Raw genomic sequence first — 14,954 nt, 5'->3', positions numbered from 1 at the left:
TAAGGCCCCGTTTTAATTTAAGATTAAGACCCTAAAAAAGGTCTTGAAGGGCGTGGAGGCCCGCCAGCAACGCCCCGAACGACAGGGCCGAGACGATGGCGATCACGCCCACCATGCCCAGTCGGGCGGCAGGCCCTAGGGTGCGCCCGCCAATCCCGGCTCCAAGTCCGGTTGGAAGCCCTCGTCCAACAGCGCCCAGGTCAGGCAGAGGATTTCCCTCAGCACCATTTCCGGGGGCTTGAAACGCGACATCTTGCGGGTGGCCGAAACCAGTTCGCGCGCCATGTTCGCCTTCAACGGCGTGTCGGCCAGGTCCGCGAGCTGGCGTTCGAGCTGGGTCCAGGTAAAGCCCGGGACCACCGGCTCGGAGTTCTGCGGGGTCGGCCAGCGGCGTTCGAAGGCTTGCACCTCGTCGCGAACCCGCATCGCCTGTCCAACCGCGGCCCGACGGCTCGTCGTCCCGCGATCGGGCTCCAGATCCGCCATCGTCACCCTGGCGTCCGCCAGTTCTCTCAACCAATCGCCCATCGGTCCGGTCTCCTTGCTGGGCTTCATCAGCCCATAGGAGCGCGGTGGCGTCTGTCCTGATTGCGTCTTGTCCCGACACGATCGGGACAGCGGTTTCACGCGCCGCGAGCGCCCGGGCGGCGGAATAACGGTCGCCGACGCCGAGCTTCTTGCGCGCCCGGTCGCAATAGGTGTCGACCGACGCCTTCGACATCCCGAGTTCGCGGGCGATCTGCTTGGAGCTGAGGTGACGGTCGACCAATCGCAGGCATTCGCGCTCCCGAGGGGTCAGAAGCTCGACTGGGTCTGCGGCGATCTCTTGCGGTGCGCGCATAAGATGAACACGTTAGCGACTCGCGTAGGAGCCCGTCTACTTGTTATGGTGTATTCGGGCCTAGGCCCGTGAAAGAATTTCGTGAGCGAGCGGGGAGAAACCCATGCCCCTTGATGACGCCATAGGCCCTGATCCCGTCGATATCGCAATTGGCGCGCGGATGCGGCTGCGCAGAAAGTCGCTGGGCATCAGCCAAGGCGTGCTGTCCGATCGCGTCGGCGTGTCCTTCCAGCAGATCCAGAAATACGAACGCGGCGCCAACCGGGTTTCGGGCTCGATGCTGGTGGCGATCGCCTCGGCCCTGGACACCACCGTCGGCTGGTTGGTCGGCGAGGAGGGCGGCATGTCCGACGCCGCCGACGAGATCCTGCAGGCCCTCGCCCTGACCGGGGCCACCGAGCTCCTGGAGGCCTACGCCGCCATTCCCCGCGCCTCGGCCCGGGCCGCGCTGGTCGCCTTGGCCCAGGAGATGGCGGCCGGCTGAACAGCCGACAACCGGCCCTGGCGACCGATCATCCCGGATTTGACCGCCCGTTAAGCCGCGAGGCGTAGGCTCTTGGTCGATGAACGTCGATCCAAACCAAGACCCGCGCGTCAGCGCCGAGCAACTCGCCTCGCTGAGCCACGAATTCCGCACCCCGCTGAACGGTGTGCTCGGCATGGCCCGGCTGCTGGAAGGCACCCGCCTGACCCAGGAGCAGCGCGCCTATGTCTCGGCCCTGCGCGAGTCCGGCGAGCACCTGCTGGGGCTGGTCAACGACGTGCTGGATTTCGCGCGCCTGGGCGCCGACAAGATCGAGTTGTTCCCCACCACCTTCGAGGTCGAGAGCCTGCTGCGCTCGGTCTGCGAACTGCTGTCGCCGCGCGCCCATGAAAAGGGCCTGGAGATCGCCTGGGCCGCCCCGGCCGGCATCGGCCAGGCGGTGGCCGACGAGGGCCGGCTGCGCCAGATCCTGCTGAACTTCGCCGGCAACGCCATCAAGTTCACGCCCCAGGGCGGGGTGCTGATCACGGTGGCGCAGGTCGCCGCCGGCCTGCGCTTCACGGTCGAGGACTCCGGTCCCGGCGTCAGCGCCGCGGCGCGCGAGAAGATCTTCGAGGCCTTCGAACAGGCCGATCCGCTGAACGACGTACAGCTAGGCGGCGCGGGCCTGGGCCTGGCCATCGCCCGCAAGCTGGCCGCCGCCATGGGCGGGTCGGTCGGGGTGGAGACCGCCGCCCACGGCGGGGCGGCGTTCTGGTTCGAGGCGGACCTGACGCAGCTGCCGGCCCAGCCCGACCAGAGCCTGGCCGGCCGCACCATCGCCATTGCCTGCGCCAACCCCATCGTCAGCGACGCCGCCCATCGCCAGATCGCCGCCGCCGGCGGGCTCGCCGTCGCCGCCAAGGATCTGGCCGCCGCGCTGCAGGCGACCGGGCCGGGCGACGTGCTGATGATCGACCGCGCCGTGGCGCCCGAAACCCCGCCGGCCGGACGCACCGCCCTGATCCTGCTGGCGCCCGAGGAACGCGGCCATATCGACGCCTACCGGGCGGCCGGATACGCCGGATACCTGATCAAGCCGCTGCGCCGCGCCTCGCTGGCCGAACGGGTGCTCGCCGTGCTCGGCGCCCACGCCGAGCGCTCCGAACGCCACGACGACGACCGGGTGGCGCCCGCCGCCGCCCCGGGCGCCCGCATCCTGCTGGTCGAGGACAATCCGATCAACGCCCTGCTGGCCCGCACCCTGCTGACCCGCGAGGGTTGCCGCGTCGATCAGGCCGGCGGCGGTCAGGAAGCCTTGGCCGCGCTGTCGGTCGGCGTCTACGACCTGATCTTGATGGATATGCGGATGCCGGGGATGTCTGGCCTGGAAACCGCGCAACAGGCCCGCGCCCAGGGCGTCAGGACCCCGATCGTCGCCCTGACCGCCAACGCCTTCGAGGAAGACCGCCACGCCTGCCTCGCCGCCGGCATGGACGATTTCCTGGTCAAACCGCTCAGCCCGGGCGCCCTGCGCGGCGCGCTGGCGCGCTGGACCGGGGCGTCCGACTGGACGGAAAAGGCGGACCACGCCAAGGTCGGCTGACGAGCCTGGGGGCGGCCCCACGCATGGGGAACGCCGAACATGACCACCGAAAGCCAGGCGGCCGCGCAGGACGGGAAGAAACCCGGAACGCTGCAGGCCCTGGCCGTCTATCTCGAGCGCCGCTCGCTGGTGATGCTGTCGCTGGGCTTCGCCTCGGGCCTGCCGAACCTGCTGATCTTCGACACCTTGTCGGCCTGGCTGCGGGACGCGGGGCTGTCGCTGGAAGTGATCGCCTTCTTCGGCCTGGCCACCCTGGCCTATTCGCTGAAGTTCCTGTGGGCCCCGCTGGTCGACCGCGCGACGGTGCCGCTGGTGACCAAGTGGCTCGGCCACAGGCGATCCTGGATGCTGGTCTGCCAGGTGCTGATCGTGCTGGGCCTCTGGCTGATCGCCGGGACCAATCCCGCCGTCAGCCTTGGCCTGATGGCGCTGTTCGCGGTGATGGTGGGCTTCGTCTCGGCCACCCAGGACATCGTCATCGACGCCTGGCGGATCGAGGCGGCGGTGACCGAGAAACAGGGCGCCATGGCCGCGGCCTATCAGTGGGGCTACCGGATCGCGATGATCGTGGCCGGCGTCGTGCCGCTGGCCCTCTCCGAATTCGTCGGCTGGAACACCTCCTACGCCATCATGGCGCTGCTGATGCTGGTTGGGGTGCTGGGCGTGCTCGGCGCGCCGCGCGAGGCGCAGCATGAGATCCGCCGCATCGACGCCCACGACATCCCCGCCGCCCCGGCCCGCGACGGCGTCGAATGGGCGATCCGCCTCGGGCTCTTCGTGCTGGGGGCGCTGGTCCTCGGTTCGGGCCTGGCGGGCAATGCGGCGATCCTCTCCGGCGGCCTGACCAAGCTTGGCCTGCCCGGCGCGGCGGCGGGCGTCGAGGCCATGTGGAGCGCCAAGCCCTGGGGCGTCTTCGCCCAGGTGAGCGGCGTGGTGATCGGCGCGGTGGTGATCTTCCTGGCCGCCCGCCCCGCCCCTGGCCTGAAGACCCGGCCGGGCCGCTATCTGGGGGTGGCGCTGGGCGCGCCGCTGGCCGATTTCTTCCGCCGCTACGGCCAGGCCGCGGGCCTGATCCTGGCGCTGATCTGCGTCTACCGATTGTCGGACTTCGTGCTCAACATCATGAACCCCTTCTATCTCGACATGGGGTTCTCGAAGCTCGAGATCGCCGAGGTGCGCAAGGTGCTGGGCGCGGTGATGTCGGTGCTGGGCGTCGGCCTCGGCGGCTTCGCCATCGCCCGCTTCGGCCTGATCCGGGCGCTGGTGGTGGGCGCCTTCGCCGGGCCGATCTCGAACCTAGTCTTCGCCTGGCTGGCCACCCAGGGTCCGCAGCTCTGGGCGCTCAGCGTCGCCATCGGCGTCGACAACGTGGCCTCCGGGTTCTCCGGCACCTGCCTGATCGCCTACATGTCCAGCCTGACCGGACAGGGCTTCACCGCCACCCAGTACGCGCTGTTCTCCTCGCTCTACGCGCTGCTGGGAAAACTGGTGGCCTCGCAGTCGGGCCGCATCGTCGAGGGCGCGGCGGCGGCCGCCGATTCCGGCGGACTGTTCGCCTCGCTTAAGAGCCTGTTCGCCGCCCTGCCGCCCGAGACCTTCGCCAGCGCCATGGAGAAGTCCGGCGTCTCGGCCGCGGCGCTCGGCTCCGGCTACATGGTGTTCTTCTGCTACTCGGCCCTGCTGGGGGTGATCGGCATCGTCCTGGCCTTCATGGTGGCGAGACTGCCGCCGATCCACGAAGAGACGCCGGCAGCGCCTTAGGTCACCGGGCCGGTCTTCAGGCAGATCACCTGGGCGACCCGCAGGTCGCGGCGCAGGCTGTCAGCCACCCGGCCGTAGTTGTCGGTGGTGATCGGCTCGCCGACCGCGAAGCTCGAGGGCCGCTCATGGGTGGCGCTCAGGGCGGCGATGACGGTTTCCGGGGCCGTGGTGTAGATGCGGCCGCGACGCGGGGCCTCGGCCACCGTCACCCCGATCACCCGCCCGGCGCGATCCAGGGCCGGCGCGCCCGAGAGGCCGGCCAGCGTGCCCTTCAGGCTGTCGGTGCGGCCGGTCTCGGCCCAGACCAGCACCGGCTCGGTGCGAGCCCCGCGCCCCCGGACCTCCAGGTTCTCGCGCCCCAGCAGCCGCGAGGTCGCCTCCCCGGCCTGGCCTTGCGGGAAGCCGGGATGGAAGGCGCGATCGCCTTTGCGCAGCGGCTGGTCCAGGCCCATCGGCAGGGGCGGCGAGCCGCCTTCAGTGGTCAGGATGGCGGCCTCGCCGCGCGGATCGATACGGACCTTGGCCTCGACGCCGCGCCCATCGGCCACCACGATGGCGGCCTCGGTGCAGCCGTCGACCACGTGGCGAGCCGTGATCCAGACGCCGGTCTCGGCCACCGAGAAAGCCGTCCCGACCCCAGGCTCGGCCTTGTCCGGGACATCGACCACCACCTGCGGATCGAACGGCGAGGCCGGCCCCAGCGGCAGCCCCTCGCCGCTCGCCACCGGCGGCGGCGGCGGCGGGGCGTCAGCGCGTTCCTGGCGACCAATGGCGGCGATCAGCAGGGCGAGCACCACCGCCAGATAGACCAGCCAATCGGGCAGCCGGGGAAAGTGCATGTCAGCTCAAACTCAGCTGCCGACCGCGGCGGCGATGATCAAGGCCGAGGCCAGCTTGGCCCCGACCAGCAAGGCGGCGGCCGCCACCTCGCCGTCCTGAATCCGCTGCGGCAGTCCGCGCAGCAGCAGGTCGACCAGCCGGAATATCAGCAGTTGGAGCGCCACCGTCGCCGCGCCCCACAGGCCGATCTCGATGACCGAGGTCGAGCGGGCCAGCGACGTGGCCAGCGGAATGGACAGGCCCAGCAGCACCCCGCCCAGCGAGATCGCGGCGGCGGCGTTGCCTTCCCGGATCAGCGAAATCTCGCGATGCGGCGTCATCAGCACATAGATCGTGGCCCCGACGAACAGCATCAGGATCGTCACCCCGATGTGCATCAGGGTGATCGGGAACCCGGTGGCGAACGCCTGGATTTCGGGAGACTGGAGCTGTGGCGGCATGGGACCCGTCAGCAAGATCTAAGAACTGGGCCGAATGGTTAGCACGGACGGGCCGCGCCTTGGCAATGGCTAGAGGTTAAGGCGCTTCAGGCCGCCGGCTCATCGACCGCCGCGGCGGCGGCGGCTTCCAGCTTGCGCCGGGTGCTGGCCCGCACCTTCTCGCTCTCGGACTTCAGCTGACCGCAGGCCGCCAGGATGTCACGGCCACGCGGCGTGCGGATCGGCGAGGCGTAGCCGGCCCGGTTGAGGATCGCCGCGAAGCTCTCGATCGCGCCCCAGTCGGAGCACTCGTAGTCGGTGCCCGGCCACGGATTGAACGGGATCAGGTTGATCTTGGCCGGGATGCCCTTGAGCAGGTTCAGCAGGGCGCGCGCCTCGGCGGGGCTGTCGTTGACGCCCTTCAGCATCACGTACTCGAAAGTCACGCGGCGGGCGTTCGACAGACCCGGATAGGCGCGGATGCCGGCCATCAGCGCGGCGATGTCGTACTTCTTATTGATCGGCACCAACACGTCACGCAGCTCGTCATTGGAGGCGTGCAGCGAGATGGCCAGCATGGCTTGGGTGCGTTCGCCCAGCGCCGTCAGCTCGGGCACGACGCCGGAGGTGGAGACGGTGATCCGCCGGCGCGAGATCGCGATGCCCTCGCCGTCGGCGATGATGTCGATGGCGTCGGCGACGTTGTCCAGATTGTAGAGCGGCTCGCCCATGCCCATGAAGACGATGTTGGACAGCCGGCGGTCGGCCTTGGGGCTCGGCCATTCGGCCAGGTCGTCGCGGGCCACCTGGACCTGGGCGACGATCTCGGCGGCGGTCAGGTTGCGGACCAGGGCCTGGGTGCCGGTGTGGCAGAAGGTGCAGTTCAGCGTGCAGCCGACCTGGCTGGAGACGCACAGCGCGCCCGACCGGCCGACGTCGGGGATGTAGACGGTCTCGACCTCGATGCCCGGCGCCATGCGGATCAGCCACTTGCGGGTGCCGTCCTTGGACACCTGGCGCTCGACCACCTCGGGGCGGGTCAGGCTGAAGGCCTCCTCCAGCACCGCGCGGGTTTCCTTGGCCACGTCGGTCATGGCCGCGAAGTCGGTGACCCCATAGTGGTGGATCCAGCGCCACAGCTGGGTGGCGCGCATCTTGGCCTTTTCGGGCCGGACCACCTCGGCGGCGACCAACGCCTCGACCAGCCCCTTGCGGGTCAGGCCCGAGAGGTTCGGCTTAATAGCGACGGACGCGGAAGACCCGCGCGAAAGATCAAGGGTGACGCCCAAGGGAAACTCGCTGTCTGGAAGCCGCGGAATATAGGCGATCGGGGGCTTTATTCCAAATGGGCGGCCCTGCGGCTGAATATCGAACCGCGCCCAACCCCCACATCGTCATCCTCCGGTCGTCTGAAAGACGATCCGGGGGACCCAAGCTGAGGTGCAGAACTGGCTAGGCCGCTTGGGTCCCCCGGATCAGCCAGCGGCTGACCGGAGGATGACGAGGGGGTTGGAGACGCGCGCCGCCGCCCCAACTCAAACAAATGTTCGAACCGCCCCTTTCGCCGCTTCCCCCCCTGCGCTAGCGTCCGCGCCAATCAATTTCAGACGCGGGAGACGGACATGAAAGCGGTGCTCAGCAAGGTGACGGGCGGACCCGAAACCCTGGTGGTCGAGGACATCCCCGCGCCCGAGGCGAAGCCCGGCCACGCGGTGATCTCGGTCAAGGCGGTCGGGGTCAACTTCCCCGACGTGCTGATGATCGAGGACAAGTATCAGTCCAAGCCGCCCCGCCCCTTCTCGCCCGGCGGCGAGCTGTCGGGCGTGGTCAAGTCGGTCGGCGAAGGCGTGACCAATGTGAAGGTCGGCGACCGCATCCTGGCCAACACCGGGTCGGGCGGCATGGCCGAGGAAGTCCTGCTGCCGGCCAACCGCCTGTGGCACATCCCCGACACCATGCCGCATGACATCGCCGCGGCCTTCATCCTGACCTACGGGACCAGCTGGCACTCGCTAAGGGATCGGGCCGACCTGAAGGCCGGCGAGACCCTGCTGGTGCTGGGCGCGGCCGGCGGCGTCGGCCTGGCGGCCGTCGAACTGGGCAAGTCCATGGGCGCGCGCGTCGTCGCCGCCTGCTCCAGCCAAGAGAAGGTCGACCTGGCGATCAAGCACGGCGCCGACGCCGGCGTGGTCTATGGCCGCGGTCCGTTCGACCGCGACGGCCAGAAGGCGCTGGGCGCCCTCTTCAAGGAGGCCGGCGGCGAGCACGGCTTCGACGTGATCTATGACGCCATCGGCGGCGACTACGCCGAACCGGCCCTGCGCTCCATCGCCTGGGAAGGCCGCTATCTGGTGGTCGGCTTCGCGGCCGGCGACATCCCGAAGATCCCGCTGAACCTGGCCCTGCTGAAGGGTTGCCAGATCGTCGGCGTGTTCTGGGGCAACTGGGCGGCGCGCAATCCCGAGCTATTCTCGCAGAGCATCGACGAGCTGCTGGAGCTCTACGCCCAGGGCAAGGTCAAGCCGCACGTCTCCGAGCGCTTCCCGCTGGAACGCGGCGCCGACGCCATCGCCCACCTGGGCAGCCGCCAGGCCATGGGCAAGGTCGTCGTGATCGTCGACTGATAGGTCTTTTCCTCCCCCATCTTGATGGGGGAGGGGGACCGGCGAAGCCGGTGGAGGGGGCGGCCACAAGCTCAGAGCCCAGTCTCGCCCCCACCACCACGCTACGCGCGGTCCCCCTCCCCCGCTACGCAGCGGAGGAAAGAACTTCAGGAGATGGCGCCTCGACGCCGAGGCGAAGCCGCTTTAGTGATCGCTGATCATATAAAAACATAACGGGAGCGAGACATGGCTGGGCGTCTGGACGGCAAGGTGGCGATGATCACCGGCGCGGCTTCGGGAATCGGGCTGGGCACGGTCGAACTGTTTGTCGCCGAGGGCGCCCAGGTGGTCGCCGCCGACATCCAGGACGAAAAGGGCGCGATGCTCGAGAAGCGTTTCCCCGGCAAGGTCGTCTACGCCCATTGCGACGTCACCAGCGAGGCCGAGATCGAGGCCGCGGTGAAGAAGGCCAAGACCGAGTTCGGCGGCCTCGACATCCTGTTCAACAACGCCGGCATCTCCGACCGGATGAGCTCCATCCCCGAGATCACCGCCGAAGGCTGGAGCTGGATCTTCGACATCCTGGTCCGCGGTCCGGCGCTGGGCATGAAACACGCCGTGCCGTTGATGCTGGAGCGCGGCGGCGGGTCGATCATCAACACCGCCTCGATCGCCGGGCTGCAGGCCGGCTATGGCCCGATCGCCTATTCGACCGCCAAGGCCGGCGTCATTCACATGAGCCGCGTGGCCGCCGCCCAGCTCTCGCCGCAGAAGATCCGCGTCAACGCCATCTGCCCGGGCCTGATCGCCACCTCGATCTTCGGCGCCTCCTTCGGCCTGCCGCGCGAAGTGGCCGACCAAATGGCCGCCCAGGTGGCCGAGAACGCCTCCAAGGCCCAACCGGTGCCGAAGGCCGGCCTGCCTGACGACATCGCCCAGGCGGCGCTCTACCTCGCCTCCGACGCCGCGGCCTTCGTCTCCGGCACGCATCTGGTGGTCGACGGCGGCATCACCGTCGGCAGCCGCCACGCCTGGGACACGACGCAGGTCTCGCCGTTCGCGACCATCCTGGGCGACATGATCCCGGCCCAACCTTGAGCAGGCCATCGCCGGCGCGCAGGTCAGATTCGTGAGCCACGACGACAAGCCTGCCGCGCCGGCCGCGGACCGCAACCTGGAAGGCGCGCTGTGGATGGTGGCCTCGGCGGTCGCCTTCACCGCCATGACCACCCTGATCAAGTATCTCGGCGACGACTATCCGGCGTCGCTGCAGACCTTCTATCGGCAGCTGGCCGGGTTCATCATCCTGCTGCCGATCATCTTGAAGCGGCGGCGCGCGGCCTTCGCCACCACCCGGCCTGGCATTCTGATCTTCCGTTCGGCGGCCGGGACGCTGGGGATGATCCTGTCGTTCTATGCGTTCCAGAAGATGCCGCTGGCCGACGCCAACGCGCTGTCGTTCACCCGCACCCTGTGGCTGGTGCCGCTGGCGGCCCTGGTGGTGCGCGAGACCGTCGGCCCCCTGCGCATCGGCGCCGCGGTCATCGGCTTCATCGGCGTGCTGATCATGCTGCGGCCCGGCGTCGGGGGCGAGTTCGCCATCGGCTGGCCGGCGGCGGCCATGCTGGCCTCGTCCTTCCTGTTCGCGCTGACCATCACCGGCATGAAGGTGATGACCCGCGACCACTCACCGACCGTCCTGCTGGTCTGGGCCGCGACGCTGGGCCTGCTCATGGGCATTCCGGGCGCCTTCTTCACCTGGCGCTGGCCAGAGCCCTTCGACCTGGTGTTGCTGGGGGCGATGGGCGTGCTGGGGACCATCACCCAGGGCTGCTACATCAAGGGCATGTCGATCGGCGACGCCGGGGCGATGGCGCCGATCGACTACATCCGCCTGGTGTTCACGGTGATCGTCGGCGTCGCCCTGTTCCACGAGATCCCCAACATCTGGACCGTGGTCGGGTCGGGCGTGGTGGTCGTCTCCACCCTCTTCATCACCTGGCGCGAGCATCAGATCAGCAAGACCAAGGCCGCCGCCGCGACGGCGAGTTCAGACCTCACCGCTTAGAGGCGCTCACTCAGGCTCGCGCACCATCCGCGCCAACAGCTCCTGGGCCTCGGCCTTGTGGCGCGGTTTGAGGTTCTTGCCGACGATGGCCAGCAGGGCCGCGATCACCGCCGCGTCGTCGGTGAAGCCGACCACCGCCAGGAAGTCGGGAATGGCGTCGGTCGGCACGACGAAATAGGCCAGCCCCGCCATCATCATCGCCTTGGCGCCCGCCGGCGTCGCCGGATCGCGCGCGCAGAACCAGATCGACAGCGCGTCGCCGGCGAAGGGAACCTTGGCCGCCACCCGCCGGATCTTCGGCCAGAAGCCCCGCGCCACCCGTCGCTCGTTGACGCGGGCCACGGCCGGAACCATCGCTCGCGATGGATTCAAGGCGTCCTTCGCATCGAAAGCCGGGTCATTGACGTGGGGTGACGCTTTTGAGTTCGCGCTCATCAAGCTAAAGCCTCAGATAACGAGACCATACTAGACGTGAACGGGAGCCAAGCGTCCATGAAACTCGATTCCTCCATTGCGGCCGTCGTCACCGGCGGCGCCTCCGGCCTCGGCGAAGCCACCGTGCGTTCGCTCGCCAGCCATGGCGTCAAGGTCGCCATCTTCGACATGAACGAAGCCAAGGGCGAAGCGGTCGCCAAGGAAGTGGGCGGCGTCTTCTGCAAGGTCAACGTGACCTCCGAAGAAGAGGTCGACGCGGCCTTCGCCAAGGCCCGCGCGGCCCACGGCCAGGAACGCATCCTGGTCAACTGCGCCGGCACCGGCAACGCCATCAAGACCGCCGGCCGCGACAAGGCCACCGGCGAGACCAAGCACTTCCCGCTCGACGCCTTCAACCTGATCATCCAGATCAACCTGGTCGGCACCTTCCGCTGCATCGCCAAGTCGGCGAAGGGCATGCTGGACCTGGCCCCGTTGGAAGACGGCGAACGCGGCGCCATCGTCAACACCGCCTCGGTGGCGGCTGAAGACGGCCAGATGGGCCAAGCGGCCTATTCGGCGTCCAAGGGCGGCGTGGTCGGCATGACCCTGCCCATCGCCCGCGACCTGGCCGGCGACGGCATCCGCGTGAACACCATCCTGCCGGGGATCTTCAACACCCCGCTAATGAACGCCGCGCCGCCGCAGGTGAAGGAAGCCCTGGCCGCCTCGGTTCCGTTCCCCAAGCGGCTCGGCAACGCCGAAGACTACGCCCAGCTGGCGCTGACCATGATCACCAACGGCTACTTCAACGGTGAAGACGTCCGCCTCGACGGCGCGATCCGGATGGCGCCGCGCTAAGCTCCACCATGAAGGCCGCCGGGGCCCGGCGGCCTTCATGAATTTTCAGCGACACTTTACGTCGCGGCCTTTTGGGGGTTCCGTATCGGCGGAACTTCGTGGGGGGCTCTGATAGCGCCATGATGGGACGATGGGCGCAGCGGTTCGCGACGGCGATCGAGCGTCCGACTCTCGCCTATGCCGCTGCGGTTGGCGCGGTCGGCGCGGCGGCGGCCCTACGCGGCGCGGCCGGGCTGCTGATGACTTCGCCGCCCAACTACATGGCCTTCTATCCGGCGGTGCTGTTCGCGACCCTAGTCGCCGGCGCGCGCGGCGGCCTGCTGGCGACCCTCGCCGCCGCCGGCACGGTCTGGGCCCTCTGGCTGCCCGAACCTCACCTGCTCGAACTCGCCATGTTCGTCGCCAGCGCCGCGGCCACGGTCTTCATCGGCCGGGCGATCCGCATCGCGGTGCTGCGCGGCGTCGCCGCCGAGGAGCGCTTCCGGATCTTCCAGGAACACGCCCGCGACGGCTTTGTGATCGTCGAACCGATCTACAGCGAGGGCGCACTGGTCGACTTCCTCTGCTCCTACGGCAACCCAGCGGCCGAGCGGATGGCCCAGGCCGGCCTGCCGGGTCTCAAGGGCCGGCGTATCCTGGAGATCTATCCCGACGAGAACGACCAGCACCTGTTCACGAGACTCGCCGCGGTCCTGCACAGCGGCGGATCCGACGACGTCGAGGTTCGCCGGGTTATCCGCGGCCAGGAACATTACCTGCGGTCCAGCGCCGTGCCGGTGGCCGGCGGCCTGGCGGTCACCTTCCGGGACGTCACCGCCCAACGACAGTCGGAGACCGCGCTGCGGTCCGGCGAGGCGCGCATCCGGGCCCTGGTCGACAGCCTGCCGCAACTGATCTGGTCGACCCGCGCCGACGGGGCTTGCGACTATCTCAGCCCGCAGTGGGCGGCGTTCACCGGCCGCCCGGCCGAACAGCACCTCGGGAGCGGCTGGCTGGACGCTGTCCACCCCGAAGATCGGGACGGCGTCCAGCAGGCCTGGAGCCAGGCCGTGAAGGGCGGGCTGCCCTACGACATCGAGTATCGGCTCCGTCGCTATGACGGGGTCTGGCGCTGGGTCGCCGGCCGCGCGGCGGCGGTCCGCAACGAGACCGGCGGCGTTCATCGATGGTTCGGGACCTCCAGCGACATCACCGAGATCGTCGAGTCACGCAGCGATCTGGAGCTGAGGGTCGCCGAACGCACCCGCGAGCTTGAGCAAAGCCTGCATGAGCGCGCCGAGACCGAGGCCGCCCTCGCCCAGGCGCAGCGGCTGGAGACCGTGGGGCGCCTGACCGGCGGCGTCGCGCATGACTTCAACAACCTGCTGACCGTGGTGATCGGCGGGCTGGACATGATCCTAAAGCGCCCCACCGACACCCCGCGCGTGACGCGGCTGGCCGAGGCCGCCCTGGCCGCCGGGCGCCGAGGCGAACGCCTGACCCGTCAGTTGCTGGCCTTCTCGCGGCGTCAGGAATTGAAGCTGGAGGTCATCGATGTCCCGGCCCTGATCGAGCAGGTCGAACCGCTGGTGCGGCGCGCCGTCGGCGAGGCCGTCAACCTGACCGTCCGGCACAAGGGCGCGGTCGGCGCAGCGCGCCTGGACGCCGCCCAGTTCGAGGCCGCCCTGTTGAACCTGGTGGTCAACGCCGCCGACGCGGTGTCGGTGTCCGGCGGCGATGTCGAGATCGCCACCGAGCGCTGCACCCTGGCCGAGGGCGAGGTCGCCGGCGTGAAGGCCGGCGATTACGTGGTCGTCGCGGTGTCCGACAACGGCGCCGGCATGGACGCCTCGACGCTGGCGCGGGCGTTCGAGCCCTTCTTCACCACCAAGGACGTCGGCAAGGGCACGGGGCTGGGCCTCGCCCAGGTCCACGGCTTCGTCAATCAGGCCGGCGGCACGGTGACCATCGACTCCTCGATCGGCTTTGGGGCGACGGTCTGCCTCTATCTGCCGGCGGCCGAGGCCCTCGCGATCAAGCCGCCGTCGGCCTTGGCCTACGCGGCCGACGCGCCCTGGGCGCTGGGGGCCCGCGTGCTGCTGGTGGAGGACGACGCCGCGGTCCGCGCCGTCACCGAGAGCCTGCTGACCGACTTCGGCTGCCAGGTCGAGGGCGCCGCCGACGGCCCGAGCGCGCTGACCCGCCTGCAGGCCGGCGAGCGCTTCGACCTGCTGATCTCCGACATCGTCATGCCGGGCGGCATGAGCGGCGTCGACCTGGCCAGGGCCGCCCACGCCCGCGACGCGCGCCTGCCCATCGTGCTGACCACCGGCTACGCCGGCGAGCGCCTGGGCGAGAGCGCCGAGACCCTGAGCTGGCCGCTGCTGCGCAAGCCGTTCCGCGCCGAGCAGCTCGGCTCGGCGGTCCGCGAGGCCCTGGAGCGGAGCCGCGAGGCGATGTCCGCCTAGGCGGCCAGCTCCACCCCGTCCTTGCGCAAGGTCCGCACCACCAGGGTTCCGCCCGGCGAAGGGCCCAGCAGTTCGGCGGGCGAGCGGGACAGCTTCAGCCACTCCATCCCCGCCTCCGGGCCGAAGGTGACGATCTGGCGGTCGTGATAGGGCGCGACATCAGGGCCGGGCGAGGTGGTGAGCATGGTGAAGCAGCCCTCCTTCACGATCCCGGCGATCCAGAACCAGTCGTCGCCCGCATGGGTGAACAGGTGGCGGTCCTTCAGCTTCACCTTCGGCGCCTGCGGCTGGGTGTATTCAAAGAAGCCGTCGGCCAGGATCAGCACCCGGTCGCTATGAGAGAAATCCCGCCCCTCCGAGCGGAAGTTGAACACCGGCGCGCCACCCGGCCCCGGCCAGGCCCAGGTCGCGGTCGAGCCGACCAGTTCGCGCCCCGCCAGCCGCACGATCACGGCGCTGTCTCGGATCTTGATCGACGGCTGGGCGCCGAGATTGGGGACCAGCCCGTCCTGCCATTTGAACAACGGCAGCGAGCGCCGGTCGAATTCCTCGATGGCGGCGGTCAGCAATTTGTGGCGCTGGAACTCGTTGCACATGGGCCAAGCCTAACGGTTCACGCGGCCCAATGAAA

14 protein-coding genes and 1 pseudogene are annotated in these 14,954 nt (G+C 69.3%); 8 read left to right on the top strand and 7 right to left on the bottom strand.

The window, feature by feature from the left end; all coding sequences use genetic code 11:
- Positions 1-135 precede the first annotated feature (135 nt).
- Together ASE02_RS09405 and ASE02_RS23325 are read right to left on the bottom strand one after the other, a co-directional pair.
- Positions 136-528, bottom strand: coding sequence for a hypothetical protein (locus ASE02_RS09405; protein ID WP_235536659.1), 393 nt, complete (start codon positions 526-528; stop codon positions 136-138).
- Between the two features lie 124 nt (positions 529-652).
- Positions 653-841: pseudogene (locus ASE02_RS23325) on the bottom strand (response regulator transcription factor); the annotation flags it as partial.
- A gap of 103 nt (positions 842-944) precedes the next feature.
- Between ASE02_RS23325 and ASE02_RS09400 the strand changes: the two are divergent.
- The 3 genes from ASE02_RS09400 to ASE02_RS09390 all read left to right on the top strand — a co-directional run bounded on the left by ASE02_RS09400 (position 945) and on the right by ASE02_RS09390 (position 4,671).
- Positions 945-1,325 carry a helix-turn-helix domain-containing protein gene (locus ASE02_RS09400; RefSeq protein ID WP_056733472.1) on the top strand — a complete coding sequence of 127 codons (381 nt, stop codon included), beginning with the start codon at positions 945-947 and terminating at the stop codon, positions 1,323-1,325.
- 79 nt (positions 1,326-1,404) lie between these two features.
- Positions 1,405-2,910 (top strand): response regulator, encoded by a 1,506-nt coding sequence (locus tag ASE02_RS09395; protein WP_056733471.1) that lies wholly within the window; start codon positions 1,405-1,407, stop codon positions 2,908-2,910.
- Between the two features lie 39 nt (positions 2,911-2,949).
- A complete protein-coding gene (locus ASE02_RS09390; protein WP_056733470.1) occupies positions 2,950-4,671 on the top strand; it encodes an MFS transporter in 1,722 nt (573 codons plus the stop codon).
- Here the strand turns inward: ASE02_RS09390 and ASE02_RS09385 are convergent.
- From ASE02_RS09385 to rlmN, 3 genes are all read right to left on the bottom strand, one after another.
- Positions 4,668-5,510, bottom strand: coding sequence for a serine protease (locus tag ASE02_RS09385; protein ID WP_056733467.1), 843 nt, complete (start codon positions 5,508-5,510; stop codon positions 4,668-4,670). The genes ASE02_RS09390 and ASE02_RS09385 overlap by 4 nt on opposite strands.
- 12 nt (positions 5,511-5,522) lie before the next feature.
- Positions 5,523-5,951 carry a DUF350 domain-containing protein gene (locus ASE02_RS09380; RefSeq protein WP_056733464.1) on the bottom strand — a complete coding sequence of 143 codons (429 nt, stop codon included), beginning with the start codon at positions 5,949-5,951 and terminating at the stop codon, positions 5,523-5,525.
- A gap of 86 nt (positions 5,952-6,037) precedes the next feature.
- On the bottom strand, positions 6,038-7,219 hold the full coding sequence (rlmN, locus tag ASE02_RS09375; RefSeq protein ID WP_056733462.1) for a 23S rRNA (adenine(2503)-C(2))-methyltransferase RlmN: 1,182 nt from the start codon (positions 7,217-7,219) through the stop codon (positions 6,038-6,040).
- Between the two features lie 333 nt (positions 7,220-7,552).
- Between rlmN and ASE02_RS09370 the strand changes: the two genes are divergently transcribed.
- The 3 genes from ASE02_RS09370 (at position 7,553) to ASE02_RS09360 (ending at position 10,601) form a co-directional block, all read left to right on the top strand.
- Positions 7,553-8,554 (top strand): NADPH:quinone oxidoreductase family protein, encoded by a 1,002-nt coding sequence (locus tag ASE02_RS09370; RefSeq protein ID WP_056733460.1) that lies wholly within the window; start codon positions 7,553-7,555, stop codon positions 8,552-8,554.
- Positions 8,555-8,779: 225 nt separating this feature from the next.
- A complete protein-coding gene (locus ASE02_RS09365) occupies positions 8,780-9,631 on the top strand; it encodes an SDR family NAD(P)-dependent oxidoreductase (RefSeq protein WP_056733458.1) in 852 nt (283 codons plus the stop codon).
- Positions 9,632-9,725: 94 nt separating this feature from the next.
- Positions 9,726-10,601: a DMT family transporter gene (locus ASE02_RS09360; RefSeq protein WP_056733547.1), complete on the top strand. Its 876-nt coding sequence runs from the start codon at positions 9,726-9,728 to the stop codon at positions 10,599-10,601.
- A 6-nt stretch (positions 10,602-10,607) separates the two neighbouring features.
- Here the strand turns inward: ASE02_RS09360 and ASE02_RS09355 are convergent, their stop codons facing one another.
- On the bottom strand, positions 10,608-11,036 hold the full coding sequence (locus tag ASE02_RS09355; RefSeq protein WP_056733457.1) for a YkvA family protein: 429 nt from the start codon (positions 11,034-11,036) through the stop codon (positions 10,608-10,610).
- A 57-nt stretch (positions 11,037-11,093) separates the two neighbouring features.
- Here ASE02_RS09355 and ASE02_RS09350 point away from each other — a divergent pair, with 57 nt between their 5' ends.
- Together ASE02_RS09350 and ASE02_RS09345 are read left to right on the top strand one after the other, a co-directional pair.
- Entirely contained in the window at positions 11,094-11,876 is a 783-nt protein-coding gene (locus ASE02_RS09350) for an SDR family NAD(P)-dependent oxidoreductase (RefSeq protein WP_056733455.1), read from the top strand.
- Between the two features lie 119 nt (positions 11,877-11,995).
- Positions 11,996-14,323, top strand: coding sequence for a PAS domain-containing sensor histidine kinase (locus ASE02_RS09345; protein WP_056733453.1), 2,328 nt, complete (start codon positions 11,996-11,998; stop codon positions 14,321-14,323).
- Here the strand turns inward: ASE02_RS09345 and ASE02_RS09340 are convergent.
- Positions 14,320-14,919 carry an SOS response-associated peptidase family protein gene (locus ASE02_RS09340; RefSeq protein ID WP_056733451.1) on the bottom strand — a complete coding sequence of 200 codons (600 nt, stop codon included), beginning with the start codon at positions 14,917-14,919 and terminating at the stop codon, positions 14,320-14,322. The genes ASE02_RS09345 and ASE02_RS09340 overlap by 4 nt on opposite strands.
- Between the last annotated feature and the right edge of the window lie 35 nt (positions 14,920-14,954).

Source organism: Phenylobacterium sp. Root700 (genome assembly GCF_001429025.1).
GTDB lineage: Bacteria > Pseudomonadota > Alphaproteobacteria > Caulobacterales > Caulobacteraceae > Phenylobacterium.
Note: the sequence above shows the minus strand (reverse complement) of the source record. Positions and strands in the feature narration are given on the sequence as shown.